This window comes from Agrobacterium sp. a22-2 (assembly GCF_012276985.1).
In the GTDB taxonomy this organism is placed as follows: Bacteria; Pseudomonadota; Alphaproteobacteria; order Rhizobiales; family Rhizobiaceae; genus Allorhizobium.
The window spans coordinates 332,005-347,373 of the sequence record NZ_JAAXMM010000001.1 but is presented as its reverse complement, the minus strand read 5'-3'; the positions used below and the strand labels follow the sequence as shown (position 1 = coordinate 347,373).

The window sequence follows — 15,369 nt, the reverse complement described above, 5'->3', positions numbered from 1 at the left end:
TTTGCCGCTTATCCCGGGAATACGCCGAGAAACCGTTCCAGGACTTCCGACAGGATCATCGACGGGACCAGCAGCAGCATGGTCAGCGTTGCGACCATGGCGAACTGGTTGCCGCAGATCATGCCGATGATCCGGAACAGGGCGAGAATGACGGCGAAAAAGGCGACGAACCATAGCAGCACGATGAGGCTTGCGGCGCCCGGCAGGAGCATCATCACCAGAATCAGGAAGGCATAGGTGTAGGAGACCGGAATGGCCATCCAGTTGGTCGCGACCACGACGGCGGAGAATTTCTGGCCAACGCCGAGCGCCAGCATCAGCACGCCGACGAAGATCAGCGGCAGCAGCCAGTTGGAGGCCTCGATCATCGCCAGCCGCAGGAAGAACAAAGGCCCGGTCTCGGTGTCGGGCGGCATCTTTTCCAGATAAGTCGACCGCCACCAAATCCACGACACCAGCATGGCCGGAAGGGTCCAAACGACTGCCCAGAACGAGCGCAGGCTGCCGCGTTCTGAAAGATCCAAGTACTGGAACCCCTTGGGGTCGCGCAGCACCAGCAGCCAGAGGCCGGTCAGATAATGTTCGACCTCTTTAAGCGATGGCATCAGCAAACCAGGCGTGGATGAAATGCGTGTAGATCCGCGTCAGCGTTTCGAGATCCTCGACCGCCACCCGCTCGTCGACCATGTGCATGGTTTGCCCGACCAGGCCGAACTCCACCACGGGGCAATAATCCTTGATATAGCGCGCATCCGACGTGCCGCCGGTGGTCGACAGCTTCGGCGTGTTGCCCGTCACCTTTTCGATCGAACGCGACAGCGAATCGATCAGCGCGTTGTTGCGCGTCAGGAAGACATGGCTCGGGCGCTCGGACCATTGGATATCATAGGCGAACGGCGCGCGACCGGGGCGCAGATACTGGTCAGCCGCCGCGGCGTCGAGGCGCCGAATGATTTCCGCCTGCAGGCTCTCGGCCGTCCAGGTATCGTTGAAGCGGATATTAAAGCGCGCCATGGCCTTGGCGGGAATGACATTGGTGGCCGGATTGCCGACATCGATCGTCGTCACTTCGAGGTTGGACGGCTGGAAATTGTCGGTGCCGTGGTCGAAGACCGGATGCATCAGCGCCTGGGTCAGCTGGATGATGCCGCGCACCGGATTGTCGGCCAGATGCGGATAGGCGGCGTGGCCCTGAATCCCCGATACGGTGATGGTGCCGGAGAGCGAACCCCGCCGGCCGATCTTGATCATGTCGCCCAACTGGTCGGGATTGGTCGGTTCGCCGACCAGGCAGGCATCCCAGCGCTCACCTTGGGCCGCGGCCCATTCCAGAAGCTTGATCGTTCCGTTGATAGCAGGGCCTTCCTCGTCGCCGGTGATCAGCAGCGAGATCGATCCTTTCGGCGGCCCGTTCTGCTCGATCGAACGGGCAAGCGCCGCCACGAAGCAGGCTATGCCGCCCTTCATGTCGACGGCGCCGCGGCCAAACAGCATGCCATCGGCAATTTCGGCGGCAAAGGGCGGGTGCGTCCAGTCGGCAGCATTGCCGACCGGTACGACATCGGTGTGTCCGGCAAACATCAGATGCGGACCCTCGCTGCCGATGCGGGCATAGAGGTTTTCGATATCCGGGGTTCCGGGTTCGCTGGACGTAATTCGCGATACCGTGAAGCCCAAGGGCTCCAGCATGGCCGCAAGCACCGTCAACGCACCGCCTTCGGCAGGCGTCACGGAGGGGCAGCGGATCAGGGACTGCAGATTGTCGATCGGGTTTTGTGCGGTCATGGCCATCGGATATGTCTTGAGGCGGGCATTTTCGAGGCGCCGTCAGCGCCCCGAAAAATGTTGACGTCAGTCGCGCAGCAATTCGTTGATGCCGGTTTTCGACCGGGTCTGGGCATCGACGCGCTTGACGATCACCGCGCAATAGAGGTTCGGGGCCACCACGCCGTTCGGCATGACATTGCCGCTGCCCATCGAGCCGGCAACCACCACCGAATAGGGCGGCACTTCGCCATAGGTCACCTCGCCGGTGGCGCGGTCGACGATCTTCGTCGACTTGCCGATGAACACGCCCATGCCGAGCACCGAGCCTTCGCGCACGATGCAGCCTTCGACCACTTCCGAGCGGGCGCCGATGAAGCAATTGTCCTCAATGATGGTCGGGCCGGCCTGCATCGGCTCCAACACGCCGCCGATGCCGACGCCGCCGGACAGATGTACATGGCTGCCGATCTGCGCGCAGGAGCCGACGGTGGCCCAGGTATCGACCATCGTGCCCTCGCCGACATAGGCGCCGAGATTGACAAAGGACGGCATCAGGATGGCGTTCGGGGCGATATAGGCCGAGCGGCGCACCACGGCATTGGGAACGGCACGGAAGCCGGCGGCGCGGAACTGGTTTTCACCCCAGCCTTCGAACTTCGACGGAACCTTGTCCCACCAGGTTGAGGCACCGGGGCCGCCCTTGACGACCTCCATGTCATTGAGGCGGAAGGAGAGCAGAACGGCCTTCTTCAGCCACTGGTGCACCGTCCAGTTGCCGTCTTCGCCCCGTGTCGCCACGCGGGCCTTGCCGCTGTCGAGAAGGGTGAGCGCGGTCTCGATTGCGTCGCGGATTTCGCCGCGGGTCGATGTGTTGACCGTGTCGCGATTGTCGAAGGCGGCATCGATGATGGTCTCGAGAGCGGTAAGATCCGTGGCGTGCATGAGGATTCCTTAAACTTCATTGTCTAACGTCAAATCCGAAACCATCGGATTGGCGATCGGAAACTGGCGATCTGCTCTAGCGCATTCCCCAGGTCTTGAAAACCGCCGTCGGCACATTCTGCGCCGATTGCCGTGACGACCAACCGTCTCCGCAATGGGTTTGACGAGAGAAGGCTGGTTGGAGCCTGGGCGCCGCGTTGCGCCTGAGTTCAACCCGAAAAAGGGCATTGAGAATGGCGAAGGCACGCAATGGCAGGAACAGGCGCAGCGATGGCGTTTGGGATCCACTGAAGAACAGCTCATCGGACCGCAAGGAAGCAGCCGTCGTCCCCAAGACGCCCCAGTCGGAATCGCCCTCCTATCGCCTTGCCTATGCCGATGACGATTTCATGTGCCGTGAGGAATTGCGCCCCGTCCGCCTGCAGCTGGAACTGCTCAAGACGGAAATGATCCTCACCGAAAAGGGCATCAAGTCGACCATCGTGATGTTCGGCGGCGCCCGCATTCCGGCCCCCGGAGCCGCCGCCTGGGCCGCCCGCAACGAGACCCAGCGCCGGAACCTCGAGGCGGCATCGGTCTATTACGAGGAAGCGCGAAAGTTTGCCCGGCTGTGCGCCGAGCATGCGGCGCGCTACGCCCATCAGGAATATGTTGTCATGACCGGCGGCGGACCGGGCGTGATGGAGGCCGGCAACCGTGGCGCCGCGGAACTCGACGCGCCGTCGATCGGCCTCAACATCGTGCTGCCGCATGAGCAGGCGCCCAATCCTTATGTGACGCCAGACCTGTCCTTCAACTTTCACTATTTCGCCATCCGCAAGATGCATTTCCTGATGCGGGCCAAGGCCATCACCATCTTTCCCGGTGGCTTCGGTACGCTCGACGAATTCTTCGAGGCGGTGACGCTGATCCAGACCAAGCGCATGGCGCCGATTCCGCTGATCCTGTTCGGGGAGGCCTTCTGGCGGAAGATCGTCAATTTTGACGCGCTTGCCGAATTCGGCACCATCGCGCCAGACGACCTGAAACTCCTCAATTTTGTCGAAACGGCTGAACAGGCCTGGAAGATCATTGCGGATCACTACGAACACTGAACACAACGGAAAACGCCCGCGGCAAGGGCCGCGGGCGGTTCAGTTCAGAGTTCAGATGCGAAATCCTAGCGCCAGAACGGACGCTTCGGGAAATCGTCGGCGGAGATTGCGCCGTCCTTGTTGGTGTCCATGCGCTCGAACATCTTGTCGATGGCAGCCGATGCTTCGGCCTTGCTGATCTGGCCGTTCTCATCGGCATCGATGCGGCGCATCATGCCCATCGGTCCCATTGGGCCGCCGCGGTCCATGCCGGCCCGGTCACGAGGACCATCGCGATCACCGTGGCGGCCGTGATGTTCGCCGCGCTTGCCCCAGCCGGGACGATCGTCGCCGCGCGGACCGCGGTCCCCGTCCGGACCCATGCCATCGGGCGGGCCCATGTCGTCGGGTGGCCCCATATCGTCCCCGTCATCCATATCGTCGTCAGGCGCCATGCCCTGCGGGCCGGAACCGTCCTTCGGACCGGCGTCCGGGCCATCCTTCGGACCCTTGCCGTCTGGACCTTTACCGTCGCCGGGGCCATTACCCTCGGCTTTCATCTTTTCCATCATCGCTTCGCGATGCTTGCGCATTTCACCCGGCGTCAGCGCGCCATCCTTGTCGGCATCGATCTCCGCAAAAAGCTTGTCTTCGGCCGCCTTGGCTTCTTCCTTGGAAACCTTGCCGTCCTTGTTGCTGTCGACGTCCTGCAGCAGACGGATGAACATGCCCTCGTGGCCAGGACCGGGACCGGGGCCCCGGACGTCACGCGCCAAGGTGGCAGTGGCCGATGCGCTGAGCAGGAGGCTTGTGGCCAGTGCCGCGAGCGTAAATGTTTTGCCGTTCATTGGAATTCCTTTCATCCTCGTTGGATGACAGGATAATGGGGGCGGCGCCTATAAGTTCCTACTTAAACATTTGTAACGCTTCATGAAATTTTGGTAAGATTTGGATATCGTCAAGGGTCAGTCGGCAAGCAGAGCCGATAGAAACCCGGTCAGGTCGTCCGTAATGAAGTCGATGGACCCGGTGCCTTCCGCGCCCTCGGCGCGTTCCCAAGTCTCGAGAACGACCCCTTCGAGATTGCGCGGCACCAGCAGAACCGTCTTCATGCCGAGCGATTTCGGCACCACAAGGTTGCGCGGCAGATCCTCGAACATCGCCGCATGGCCGGTTTCGATGCGGTTCAGCTGGGTGAATTTGTCATAGGTGCTGCCGGCCGGCTTCGGCACGTATTCGGCGGCGACAATGTCGAAGATATCGTCGAAGTGATCGAGAATACCGAGCGCCCGGGCCGCCGCCTCGGCGTGGCTGACCGTGCCATTGGTGAAGATGAACTTGCGACCTGGCAGCGCCTTGATCACCTCGCCAAGCGCTGGATCCGGCAAAAGCGGCGAATAGTCGATCGCATGGGCCTTTTCCAGAAAGGCGTTCGGATCGACATTGTGATGTAGCATCAGGCCTTTGAGTGTCGTGCCGTGATCGTGATAATAGCGTTTCTGCAAAAGCTTGGCCTCGGCCGGCTCCATCTGCAGCAATTCCGCCACGAACTCCGTCATGTTGCGGTCGATCTGCGCGAACAGATTGATGTGATGCGGGTAGAGCGTGTTGTCGAGATCGAAGACCCAGTCCCTGACATGGGCGAAGTCGGCTTTGGTGGCGGTGGTCTTTAGCTCTGTCATGTCGGATCTCTCGCAAGGCTCACGGCAAAAATAGACGGCAATCAGCTTTTTGCTCCTCCTGCTTATGGCGAACCGCGGCCGTGCATGCTAGCGCAAATCCATGGAATTCTGGGCTGTCATCACTTTCGCGAGCGCATTCCTTCAAAATCTGCGCTCCGTTCTCCAAAAGCATCTGAAGGGCCGGATGGGCACGACCGGGGCGACATTCGTGCGCTTCGGTTTTGGCGTGCCTTTCGCGTTCTTTTATCTGGCGCTGCTGATCTATGGTTTCGACCGGCCGCTGCCCGAGGCCAATGCCAGCTTCTGGGTCTGGGCCGTGATCGGCGCCTTCTCGCAGATTGGTGCCACTTTCCTGCTGGTGCACCTGTTCTCGTTCCGCAATTTCGCCGTCGGCACCGCCTATTCGCGCACCGAACCGGCCCAGGCGGCAGTGATCGCGCTTCTGTTCTTCGGCGAGCGGATCACCTGGGCCACTTTCCTGGCCATTGCCATCTCGGTCGTCGGCGTCATGGTCATCTCGGTGGCCCGCACGGCGATCACCCTGCGGTCCCTGCTGACATCGGTGTTCAGCCGCATCGCGCTGATTGGCCTTGCCTCGGGGCTGCTGTTCGGCATGTCAGGCATATCCTACCGCCAGGCGTCGATCGCCCTGGCTCCCAGCCTGCCGGCGCCGGACTCCGTCATGCAGGCGAGTTTCACGCTGGTCATGGTCATCCTGATCCAAACCTTCTCCATGCTGGCTTGGATGCTCTGGCGCGACAGGGCGGAACTGGCAAGAGTGGCCGCCGCCTGGCCGGTGGCGATCGTCGTCGGCTTCGTCGGCGCCACGGCGTCCTTCGGTTGGTTCACCGCCATGACGCTCCAGCAGGTCGCCGTGGTGAAGGCCCTGGCGCAGGTGGAAATGCTGTTCACCTTTGCCTCCTCGGTCTTCATCTTCAAGGAGAAGATCAACACGCTAGAGGTCGCCGGTTGCCTGCTGATCGTCGCCGGCATTCTGGCACTGCTACTTCTCTAGGTCAGCAGAAATCAGGGCACGATCAGTGTGCCGGCACCGTGCTCGGTGAAGATTTCCAGCAGCACGGAATGCGGTGTCTTGCCGTTGAGAATGACGACACCCTGCACGCCGGCATTGATCGCGTCGATGCAGGTCTCGACCTTGGGGATCATGCCGCCGGAAATCGTGCCGTCGCGGATCAGGGCCCGGGCCTGGGTCACCGACAGTTCCTTGATCAGTTCTCCCTGCTTGTCGAGCACGCCCGGTACATCGGTGAGGAACAGCAGGCGCGTGGCGCTCAGCGCACCGGCAATGGCGCCGGCAAAGGTATCGGCATTGATGTTGTAGGTATGACCGTCCCGGCCCGGCGCCACGGGTGCGATGACCGGGATCATTTCCGATTTCGCCAGAAGGTCGAGCAGGGTGCGGTCGACTTCGACCACTTCGCCGACGAAGCCGAGGTCTAGGACGCGTTCGATATGGCTGTCGGGATCGATCACCGTCTTCTTGGCCTTTTCGGCAAACACCATGTTGCCGTCCTTGCCGCACAGCCCGATCGCCCATTCGCCGGTCTGGTTGATCAGCGCGACGATCTCCTTGTTGATCGAGCCGGCCAGCACCATTTCGACGATCTCGACGGTCTTCTGGTCGGTGACGCGCAGGCCGCCTTCGAACTTCGATTCGATGCCCATCTTCGACAGCATGGCACCGATCTGCGGTCCACCGCCGTGAACGACGATCGGGTTGACGCCCGATTGCTTCAGAAGCGCAATGTCGGCTGCAAAGGCCTTGCCCAGTTCGGCGTTGCCCATGGCATGACCGCCATATTTGACGACGATCGTCTTGTTCTCATAGCGCTGCATGAAGGGCAGGGCCTGTGCGAGAAGTCTGGCCTGGGTTTCGCTTTCGGACGCAGTCATGGGCACCCCTTTGTGTTGGATGGCGGCCTTTTAGCGCAAGATTCGGCCGGAGGGAATAATCGTGGCCAAAGATAACGGCGTGATGATGATCCGCGATGCATCCCGATGCGTAGTGACATCACGGCCAAGCCAGTTGAATGACCGGGAACCGGGAGCCAGATGACGAACGACGATGTAGCCGTTTTGTTGAGCCGCGTGGCCCTGAAGGACCGCAGCGCCTTTTCCCTGCTCTATTCTCGCGTCGGAGCGAAACTTTTTGCGATCTGCCTGCGTATTCTGAAAGACAGGAGCGACGCTGAAGAGGCATTGCAGGATGTCTTCGTGAAAATATGGCAGCGCGCCGATAGTTTTGCCGCCGGCAGCAGCAGTCCTATGGCCTGGCTGGTGGTTATCGCGCGCTATCATTGCATCGATCGCCTCCGGGCGCGTCGACCTGTCGGGAATTCGCTGGACGAGGCGGCCGAAATCGCCGATCTTTCGCCGGATCCGGAGGAGACTGCCGTGATGCGCGGTGAGGGAAAGCGGATTGACACATGCATGGAACAGTTGGATTCTGATCGCGCGCGGGCCGTGAGGCACGCTTACGTGGAGGGGCTCAGCTATCAGGAGCTGGCGGATCAGTTCGGCGTACCGCTGAACACGATGCGCACGTGGTTGCGCCGCAGCCTTTTGAAATTGAGAGAGTGCTTGGACACATGACGACGCCAGACCAGAGCAAGGGTGACCGTTCGCGGGATGAAGTCCTGGCGGGCGAATATGTCCTTGGCGTGCTCGGCGCCGATGCCCGGCTGAAAGTCGAGGCGCGCATCCGGCGTGACCGGCAGTTCGCTGCCATCGTCCACCGCTGGGAGGAGAATCTCGCGGAGTTCAGCGACGAATACGGGGTCGAACTGCCGCCACCCGACGCCTTTTCGGTGATTGAGAGCCGGCTGTTCGGTGAGGTGCCACGTGGCAATCGTTCAGGGCTCGGCTCGCTGTGGAATTCGCTGGCCGTCTGGCGGGTGCTGACCCTGGCCAGCGTGCTGGCCGCGCTGACGCTCGGGACAACCGAATTGGCGTCCTGGAGGCAGCCGGCGCCGGGCCGGCTGCTGATCGCCGAAATGGCGGGCAAGGATGAGGCAGTCTCACTTGTGGCGCGCTACGATGATCAGTCGGGCCGCCTTCGGGTCACGCCTGTCGCAGCCGGCGAGGGCCAGACCAAATCGCTGGAGCTTTGGCTGATCGAAGGTACGGATCCGGCCCGGTCGCTCGGCATCTTGCCGCAGACCGGCGAGGGCGAGATGATCGTTCCCGCTGACATGCGCCGGCAACTCAAGCAGGGTGTCGTCCTGGCGGTCAGCCTGGAGCCCTTCGGCGGATCGCCGACCGGCCAGGCGACCGGCCCGATCGTGGCACTTGGGCCGGCACAGTAACTGAGGCTGTTGTCTCGACACAAAATAGCCAGATAAAACAAAGGCTTTTGAATTTTTATCGAAATTATCGCGCCACCCTGAAACTAAAATTCCTCCACCTTCGTCCTTTGTCATGTTCCCGCTGAAGGGAAACGTGAGTTATCCGTCCGCACCGGCCTTGCCGGCCTGGCGCGGGTCAAAAACAGAGGAAGAGGAAACCATCATGATCAAGTCAACGCTCCGCACGCTCGCCCTTGCGACCGTCATGGCCGCAGGAACGCTTGGCGCTTATGCGGCGAACCCGGAGGTCGGTGGCGCGGCGATGTTCGAGGACAAGAACATCGTTGAAAATGCCATGAACTCCAAGGATCACACCACGCTGGTGGCCGCGGTCAAGGCCGCGGGCCTGGTCGAGACACTTCAGGGCAAGGGACCGTTCACGGTTTTCGCGCCGACCAATGCCGCTTTCGAAGCCCTGCCGGCCGGTACCGTCGACACGCTGCTGAAGCCCGAAAACAAGGAACAGCTGACGAAGGTACTGACCTGCCATGTGGTGGCCGCCAATGCCATGTCTGACGCGATCGGCAAGATGATTGCCGACGACAAGGGCGAACATGACGTCAAGACCGTCGGCGGCTGCGTTCTGAAGGCCAAGCAGGCCATGGGCAAGATCACGCTTACCGATGAAACCGGCGGCGTCGCCACCGTCACCATCGCCGATGTCAAGCAGTCGAATGGCGTCATTCACGTCATCGACAAGGTGCTTCTGCCCAAGATGTAATCCGGGCGCAGCGGCCAGATCGTAAGTCGGCCCGTCGCTCTCGCAGCGGCGGGCCATTCAACGTGTGGGGTTATGCCGTGGCCCGGCGGCCGACCACGACGCCGATCGCCTGGCGCAGCTCGTCCAGGCCTTCGGTCTTTTCCGATGATGTGGCGAGCACTTCCGGAAAGGCAGCCGGATGCTTCTTGATCTTCTCCAGCGTCTCCGCCAGCAATCTGGGCACGCCTGCGGCCTTGATCTTGTCGGTCTTGGTCAGCACGATCTGATAGGACACGGCGGCCTTGTCGAGCAGGTCAAGCACTTCGTCATCGTTTTTCTTGATGCCGTGGCGGCTGTCGATCAGCACATAGACGCGCTTCAGCGTGGCGCGGCCGCGCAGATAATCGAAAACCAGCTTGGTCCAGGCGTCCACATGTTCCTTCGGCGCCTGCGCGTAGCCATAGCCCGGCATGTCGACCAGCGCCATCGGCGGCATGTCGCCCGCTTCGCCGCTATAGCCGTCGGGAACGAAGTAGTTCAGTTCCTGGGTACGGCCGGGCGTGTTGGACGTGCGGGCCAGGCCTTTCTGCCCGACCAGCGCATTGATCAACGACGATTTGCCCACGTTGGACCGTCCGGCAAAGGCCACTTCCAGCGGCCCTTCGGGCGGCAGGAATTTCATCGACGGCACGCCGCGGATGAAGATCCACGGCCGGCCGAACAGGACCGGTTCGTTGGCGGGTGTTGTCGATGTCATGGCAGTGCCTCTTTACGGATCTCCTGAAAGCCGGAATCCGGGTTTTGAACTGTGATGTCAAGGGGCGGCGAAATTCGGGAGGCCCCATAAGAAAAAAGCCCCGGAAAACCGGGGCTTTCTGTATTACTTGGTCGCGGCAGGCTTTCGTCGGAACATGCCGCGAAGATTGTCGAACAGTTCCACCTTCATGCCCTGGCGCTTCATGATGATACCCTGCTGCAGGATCGACAGCGTGTTGTTCCAGGCCCAGTAGATCACCAGACCGGCCGGGAAAGTCGCCAGCATGAACGTGAAGATCAGCGGCATCCAGTTGAACAGCATCGCCTGGGTCGGATCCGGCGGCGTCGGGTTCATGCGCATCTGAAGGAACATGGTAATGCCCATGATGATCGGCCAGACACCGAGATGCAGGAAGGTCGGACCTTCAAACGGCAGCAGCCCGAACAGGTTGATGAAGGTCGTCGGATCCGGTGCCGACAGGTCCTGAATCCAGCCAAAGAACGGCGCATGGCGCATTTCGATGGTGATGTAGATGACCTTGTAGAGTGCAAAAAACACCGGGATCTGCAGCACGACCGGCCAGCAACCGGCGATCGGGTTGATTTTCTCGGTCTTGTAGAGCTCCATCATGGCCTTCTGCAGGGCCATCTTGTCGTCGCCGAATTTCGTCTTCAGCTCTTCCATCTTGGGCTGGACGCGCTTCATGGCGGCCATCGATGAGTATTGCTTGTTGGCCAGCGGGAAGAACAACAACTTGACGACGATCGTCGTCAGCAGGATGGCGACGCCGAAGTTGCCGACCAGACGGAAGAAGAAGTCCATCAGCTTGAACATCGGCTTGGTGAAGAAGTAGAACCAGCCCCAGTCGATCAGGAGGTCGAAGCGCGGCACTTCGTAACTTGTCACCACTGTCTTGTCGGCCGTGAACAGGCTGGTGAACATCGTGCCGAACCAGGAATTGTCGCGGGCATAGCCGTCAACGACCGGCACTTCCTTGGCGCCGGCAAAGACGAGGGTCTTCATGGTGGCGGACTGGCCGGGAGCCACCGAAACGGCATCGTTCTTGTAGTCTGCCTGGAAGCGCGGCTGACCGTCGGTGAAGTGCGAGAAGCGGCTCTCATACGCCAGATCCTGCGGCGGAATGAGCGCTGCGGCCCAATATTTGTCGGTCATGCCGAGCCAACCACCGGTCGCCTTTTCATTGGCGATCGGCTCTTCTTCGACACTGTCGTATTTCTTTTCGACAAGCCCACCCGCCGTGCCGATGACGCCCAGGAAGCCTTCGTGCAGGACATAAACGGAGGCCGTGGTCGGCTTGTTATAGCGTGTGACGCGGCCGTAGGGCGCGACGCTTGCAGCCTGCGTTCCGGCGTTGGACACGGTGTCCTCGATCTGGAACATGTAGTGCTGATCGACCGAGATCTTGCGGGAGAATGTCAGGCCCGCGTCATTGACGTAGGTCAGCGTGACGGGCGTGCTTTCGGTCAGCTTGTCGTTACCGGACACCGTCCAGACGGTGTTCGGACCGGGAGCGCCGCCGGCATTCTCTCCGGCGATATAGCCGATTTCCGCGAAATATCCGTCCTTGGTGTCGGCCGGATTGAACAGGGTGATGATCGGGCTCGAATCGTCCACTGTCTCGTGGTAGCCCTTGAGCTTGAGGTCATCGAGACGGGCGCCGGTCAGGTTGATCGAGCCGGACAGGGCTTCGGTGTCGATGGCCACGCGGGCCGTCTTGGCAATGGCTTCGTCACGGCTTGCAGTGGCATTGGCCTGCGTGGAGCCGGGCAGGGCGCCGTTTACGGTGCCCGCGGGTGCCGGCGTCGCCGCGTTGCCGGCCGCCGGAGCGGTCTTGGCTTCCTGCTCAAGGCGCGCCTGTTCGGCCTGCCGCTGCTTCTCGATCCTCGGGTTCATATAAAGGAACTGCCAGGCAAGGACGACCAGCACCGACATGGCAATCGCGATGAAATAATTGCGGTTGTTTTGCATCATACTTTCCTGGGGCGGGTCGCGTCGGAACGCTCGGATCTTGGATTGGCTTCGATGCGTTGATGCAACTGGGTCACAAGCTGCCTGAACGGCGCGGCCAGTACGTCCCGCCGGGCGACAATCACATAGTCATGTCCGGGCATCATTGCAAACCCTGCGCTCACTCGTACGGCCTCTTTGAGGCGCCGGCGCATCCGGTTCCGTTCGACCGCGTTTCCATGCTTCTTGGTCACGGTGAAGCCGACGCGGGGTGCAGTCTCGGGTTCGGCGCGGTCGAGCACTTCCAGGAGGAAGTATTTGCCTTTGCGCCTTTCACCTTCGCGAACAGCAAGAAACTGCGGCCGGCTTTTCAGCCGCCCGGCAGTTTGTTTGTGAGTATCAGACGTCATTCGCCCGGTGCTTTCATCGGGCTCGTCCGGCCTTAGGCCGAAAGACGCTGACGACCGCGTCCACGACGGGCGCAAAGAACCTTGCGGCCGCCCTTGGTGGCCATACGTGCACGAAAACCATGGCGACGCTTGCGAACAAGCTTGGATGGTTGGTAGGTACGCTTCATTTTTTTAATACCGCGGTGTGCGGCCCTTCTTGGGTTTGCATTGCTGCAAGAGCGTTGGATTGTGTGAGAACGGCTGGAGGACCCGCAGAAACGGGCGCTCCTATCCGAACGCGCGCCTTATACGGACGATGTGCGTCAGAGTCAATCGGCGGGCCTCTTCCACTCGCCATCAGCACCGGGATGGTCAAATCTTGCCGTCCACGGTTAACATTCTTCCTCTTGCCAAAAAGAAATAAAAGTCAGCTTTCGAGACCTTTCTCTGTGTCGCAAGTCGGGATTGGAAGAAAGTATGCTGGCTAATTCCGCTCCAGGCGCTCTCGACCAAGTCGATGACCCGATCGGCACAAAATTTACCGAGCAATAATTCGTTAACGCGCAAGGCGTATTTTTATGAATATTGAGGGGCTGACACCGCGCTGGCCCCGGATGAGTTACATATCAGGAGTCGGGCTAGTGAAGATTAGCGGCAAAGTCTATTCGTTGGTCGGCATGTTGGGATTTGCTGCTGTCGTCATCGGGGCGATGGGTATTTTCGTCACCGTGCAATACGGCGCCAAGTCCGAGCAGGTGCACTCTGTTTCGGAGCGGGCCTATATGGGCGAGCGTCTGAACCGTCTCGTGACGGCAGTGGTGATGGAAGCGCGTGGTATCTATGCGGCGCCGACCACGGAAAAGGCGGAGGGCTTTGCCAAGGGCCTCCTGAAGAACCTCGATTCCATGGACAAGGTCATTGCGGACTGGAAGCCTATGGTGCCCGCCGCCCAGCAGGCGACGTTTGACGCCATGGCCATGCGGGCTGCCGAATTCCGCACGTTCCGCGCAGAAACCGCTCGTCTGGGCACGCAGGTCGACCCGAAGGCCGCCAACGAGCAGGGCAACAACGAAGCCAACCGTGCCAACCGCAAGGCATTCCAGGCGGAGATCGATGCGGTCGTCGACAGCGACAAGGCCGAACTCGCCGCCCTCACGGACTCGCTTGCCGCATTCCAGACGACCATGCTCATCCTGATTTCCGCCGTCACCCTGCTGGCTGTTGCCGCCGGCACGGGGTTTGGCATGTTCGTCGGCGTCAACCAGTTGAGCCGTCCGATCCGCAACGTTACCAATGCCATGAAGAGAGTGGCTGACGGCGATTTTGAAGCCGAAGTGCCCTATGCCGGCCGTCGCGACGAGATCGGCGACATGGCCGCCGCCGTCGAGGTGTTCAAGCAGAATGGCTTGGCCGTCAATCGCCTGAACGCCCAGGATACGGCGATGCGGGCCAAGAGCGACGATCTGCAATTGAGCATGGCAACCGTCGTCTCTGCCGCTGCTGCTGGCGATTTCACCAAGCGGATCGAAAAGAACTACGACGACGCCAACCTCAATCGCTTTGCAAGCAACATCAACGACCTTCTGATGACGGTCGATACCGGCGTGACGGAGACCCGTCGCGTCATTGCAAACCTGGCCGAAGGCGATCTGACGCAGAACATGCGTGGCGAATTCCGCGGCGCCTTTGCCGAGTTGCAGACCAACGTCAACACCACGTTCGAGCGTTTGCGCCAGACGATGAGCGAGATCCGCCACAAGACCGACTCCATCAACGGCAATACCGATGAACTGACCTCGGCGACCAACGATCTGTCGAAGCGCACCGAGCAGCAGGCCGCCGCCCTCGAGCAGACCTCGGCCGCGCTGGACCAGATCACAGTCGTGGTGCGCAGCTCCAGCGAACGCGCCCAGGAAGCAAGCCAGATGGTATCCGAAGCCAAGCAGAGCGCCGCCCAGTCGGGCGTTGTCGTCCGCGAAGCGGTCGATGCCATGGGTCGGATCGAACAGGCCTCGCGCGAGATTTCGCAGATCATCAATGTGATCGATGAGATCGCCTTCCAGACCAACCTCCTTGCGCTGAATGCCGGCGTCGAGGCAGCCCGCGCCGGTGATGCCGGCAAGGGCTTTGCGGTCGTCGCCCAGGAAGTCCGTGAACTTGCCCAGCGCTCTGCCAATGCCGCCAAGGACATCAAGGCGCTGATCACCAAATCCGGCACCGAAGTCGCCGGCGGCGTCAAGCTGGTGCAGCGCACCGGCGAAGCGCTCGGCGAGATCGAGGTGCGGGTGCTGAAGATCAACGATCACATCCACTCGATTGCCACGGCCGCGCAGGAACAGGCAACCGGCCTTCAGGAGGTCAATACCGCCATCAACCAGATGGACCAGGTGACCCAGCAGAACGCAGCCATGGTCGAGGAAACCTCGGCGGCAACTCACAAGCTGTCGTCGGAAGCGGCCGGCCTTGCCAGCCTGGTATCCTACTTCCGCCTGTCTGACCGCGCTCCGGCCCGCTCGGCGCCTGTCGTTGCAGCGCCTGCGACCCACAAGCCGGTCACATCGCATGTACGCAACATGCTCGGCAATGTCGCGAAGGCCTTCGGCGGCGGAAAGACCGCGACAGCGGCCAGCGGTGGCGGCAACTGGGAAGAGTTCTGATCGTCCTTTTCAAGGTCGGCTATTGGATGAAACAAAGCATCGCGGCCTCGTGCCGCGATGCTTTTTTGC

At 61.0% G+C, this 15,369-nt stretch carries 16 protein-coding genes; 6 read left to right on the top strand and 10 right to left on the bottom strand.

Annotation, left to right across the window (positions count from 1 at the left end; all coding sequences use genetic code 11):
• Nucleotides 1–8 precede the first annotated feature (8 nt).
• The 3 genes from HFC70_RS01655 to dapD form a co-directional block, all read right to left on the bottom strand.
• Complete coding sequence (locus tag HFC70_RS01655) at nt 9–605, bottom strand: hypothetical protein (RefSeq protein WP_168471450.1); 597 nt, start codon at nt 603–605, stop codon at nt 9–11.
• Nucleotides 592–1,785: a succinyl-diaminopimelate desuccinylase gene (dapE, locus tag HFC70_RS01650; RefSeq protein ID WP_168471744.1), complete on the bottom strand. Its 1,194-nt coding sequence runs from the start codon at nt 1,783–1,785 to the stop codon at nt 592–594. Before dapE ends, HFC70_RS01655 begins: the two co-directional genes overlap by 14 nt.
• 66 nt (nt 1,786–1,851) lie before the next feature.
• On the bottom strand, nt 1,852–2,709 hold the full coding sequence (gene dapD / locus HFC70_RS01645) for a 2,3,4,5-tetrahydropyridine-2,6-dicarboxylate N-succinyltransferase (protein ID WP_168471448.1): 858 nt from the start codon (nt 2,707–2,709) through the stop codon (nt 1,852–1,854).
• 233 nt (nt 2,710–2,942) lie between these two features.
• On the opposite strand from dapD, the gene HFC70_RS01640 reads away from it, so the two are divergent.
• Nucleotides 2,943–3,803 (top strand): LOG family protein, encoded by an 861-nt coding sequence (locus HFC70_RS01640; protein ID WP_168471447.1) that lies wholly within the window; start codon nt 2,943–2,945, stop codon nt 3,801–3,803.
• Nucleotides 3,804–3,868: 65 nt separating this feature from the next.
• On the opposite strand, the gene HFC70_RS01635 is transcribed toward HFC70_RS01640, so the two are convergent.
• A complete protein-coding gene (locus HFC70_RS01635) occupies nt 3,869–4,630 on the bottom strand; it encodes an EF-hand domain-containing protein (protein ID WP_168471446.1) in 762 nt (253 codons plus the stop codon).
• 117 nt (nt 4,631–4,747) lie between these two features.
• Nucleotides 4,748–5,464, bottom strand: coding sequence for a pyrimidine 5'-nucleotidase (locus tag HFC70_RS01630; protein ID WP_168471445.1), 717 nt, complete (start codon nt 5,462–5,464; stop codon nt 4,748–4,750).
• 100 nt (nt 5,465–5,564) lie between these two features.
• On the opposite strand from HFC70_RS01630, the gene HFC70_RS01625 reads away from it, so the two are divergent.
• Complete coding sequence (locus tag HFC70_RS01625) at nt 5,565–6,479, top strand: DMT family transporter (protein WP_168471444.1); 915 nt, start codon at nt 5,565–5,567, stop codon at nt 6,477–6,479.
• 11 nt (nt 6,480–6,490) lie between these two features.
• Here HFC70_RS01625 and argB read toward each other — a convergent pair whose 3' ends face one another.
• Nucleotides 6,491–7,378 (bottom strand): acetylglutamate kinase, encoded by an 888-nt coding sequence (gene argB, locus HFC70_RS01620; protein WP_168471443.1) that lies wholly within the window; start codon nt 7,376–7,378, stop codon nt 6,491–6,493.
• Between the two features lie 159 nt (nt 7,379–7,537).
• Here argB and HFC70_RS01615 point away from each other — a divergent pair, with 159 nt between their 5' ends.
• From HFC70_RS01615 to HFC70_RS01605, 3 genes are all read left to right on the top strand, one after another.
• Complete coding sequence (locus HFC70_RS01615; protein WP_168471442.1) at nt 7,538–8,077, top strand: sigma-70 family RNA polymerase sigma factor; 540 nt, start codon at nt 7,538–7,540, stop codon at nt 8,075–8,077.
• Complete coding sequence (locus HFC70_RS01610; protein ID WP_168471441.1) at nt 8,074–8,790, top strand: anti-sigma factor; 717 nt, start codon at nt 8,074–8,076, stop codon at nt 8,788–8,790. The genes HFC70_RS01615 and HFC70_RS01610 overlap by 4 nt, the downstream gene beginning before the upstream one ends.
• A 202-nt stretch (nt 8,791–8,992) precedes the next feature.
• On the top strand, nt 8,993–9,550 hold the full coding sequence (locus tag HFC70_RS01605; RefSeq protein WP_168471440.1) for a fasciclin domain-containing protein: 558 nt from the start codon (nt 8,993–8,995) through the stop codon (nt 9,548–9,550).
• Nucleotides 9,551–9,620: 70 nt separating this feature from the next.
• Here the strand turns inward: HFC70_RS01605 and yihA are convergent, their stop codons facing one another.
• From yihA to rpmH, 4 genes are all read right to left on the bottom strand, one after another.
• On the bottom strand, nt 9,621–10,286 hold the full coding sequence (gene yihA, locus HFC70_RS01600; RefSeq protein ID WP_168471439.1) for a ribosome biogenesis GTP-binding protein YihA/YsxC: 666 nt from the start codon (nt 10,284–10,286) through the stop codon (nt 9,621–9,623).
• Between the two features lie 123 nt (nt 10,287–10,409).
• The gene (yidC, locus tag HFC70_RS01595; RefSeq protein WP_168471438.1) at nt 10,410–12,275 is read right to left on the bottom strand and encodes a membrane protein insertase YidC; all 1,866 of its coding nucleotides are present in this window, start codon (nt 12,273–12,275) and stop codon (nt 10,410–10,412) included.
• Nucleotides 12,275–12,664, bottom strand: coding sequence for a ribonuclease P protein component (rnpA, locus tag HFC70_RS01590; protein WP_168471437.1), 390 nt, complete (start codon nt 12,662–12,664; stop codon nt 12,275–12,277). Before rnpA ends, yidC begins: the two co-directional genes overlap by 1 nt.
• A 32-nt stretch (nt 12,665–12,696) precedes the next feature.
• Nucleotides 12,697–12,831: a 50S ribosomal protein L34 gene (gene rpmH / locus HFC70_RS01585; RefSeq protein ID WP_168471436.1), complete on the bottom strand. Its 135-nt coding sequence runs from the start codon at nt 12,829–12,831 to the stop codon at nt 12,697–12,699.
• A 453-nt stretch (nt 12,832–13,284) separates the two neighbouring features.
• Here rpmH and HFC70_RS01580 point away from each other — a divergent pair, with 453 nt between their 5' ends.
• Nucleotides 13,285–15,300 (top strand): methyl-accepting chemotaxis protein, encoded by a 2,016-nt coding sequence (locus HFC70_RS01580; RefSeq protein WP_168471435.1) that lies wholly within the window; start codon nt 13,285–13,287, stop codon nt 15,298–15,300.
• Nucleotides 15,301–15,369: the final 69 nt, after the last annotated feature.

Excerpts from the sequence above, each read along its gene's own strand:
- HFC70_RS01655 (WP_168471450.1), bottom strand. The coding sequence starts at position 605 with ATGCCATCGCTTAAAGAGGTCGAACATTATCTGACCGGCCTCTGGCTG.
- dapE (WP_168471744.1), bottom strand. The coding sequence starts at position 1,785 with ATGACCGCACAAAACCCGATCGACAATCTGCAGTCCCTGATCCGCTGC.
- dapD (WP_168471448.1), bottom strand. The coding sequence starts at position 2,709 with ATGCACGCCACGGATCTTACCGCTCTCGAGACCATCATCGATGCCGCC.
- HFC70_RS01640 (WP_168471447.1), top strand. The coding sequence starts at position 2,943 with ATGGCGAAGGCACGCAATGGCAGGAACAGGCGCAGCGATGGCGTTTGG.
- HFC70_RS01635 (WP_168471446.1), bottom strand. The coding sequence starts at position 4,630 with ATGAACGGCAAAACATTTACGCTCGCGGCACTGGCCACAAGCCTCCTG.
- HFC70_RS01630 (WP_168471445.1), bottom strand. The coding sequence starts at position 5,464 with ATGACAGAGCTAAAGACCACCGCCACCAAAGCCGACTTCGCCCATGTC.
- HFC70_RS01625 (WP_168471444.1), top strand. The coding sequence starts at position 5,565 with ATGGAATTCTGGGCTGTCATCACTTTCGCGAGCGCATTCCTTCAAAAT.
- argB (WP_168471443.1), bottom strand. The coding sequence starts at position 7,378 with ATGACTGCGTCCGAAAGCGAAACCCAGGCCAGACTTCTCGCACAGGCC.
- HFC70_RS01615 (WP_168471442.1), top strand. The coding sequence starts at position 7,538 with ATGACGAACGACGATGTAGCCGTTTTGTTGAGCCGCGTGGCCCTGAAG.
- HFC70_RS01610 (WP_168471441.1), top strand. The coding sequence starts at position 8,074 with ATGACGACGCCAGACCAGAGCAAGGGTGACCGTTCGCGGGATGAAGTC.
- HFC70_RS01605 (WP_168471440.1), top strand. The coding sequence starts at position 8,993 with ATGATCAAGTCAACGCTCCGCACGCTCGCCCTTGCGACCGTCATGGCC.
- yihA (WP_168471439.1), bottom strand. The coding sequence starts at position 10,286 with ATGACATCGACAACACCCGCCAACGAACCGGTCCTGTTCGGCCGGCCG.
- yidC (WP_168471438.1), bottom strand. The coding sequence starts at position 12,275 with ATGCAAAACAACCGCAATTATTTCATCGCGATTGCCATGTCGGTGCTG.
- rnpA (WP_168471437.1), bottom strand. The coding sequence starts at position 12,664 with ATGACGTCTGATACTCACAAACAAACTGCCGGGCGGCTGAAAAGCCGG.
- rpmH (WP_168471436.1), bottom strand. The coding sequence starts at position 12,831 with ATGAAGCGTACCTACCAACCATCCAAGCTTGTTCGCAAGCGTCGCCAT.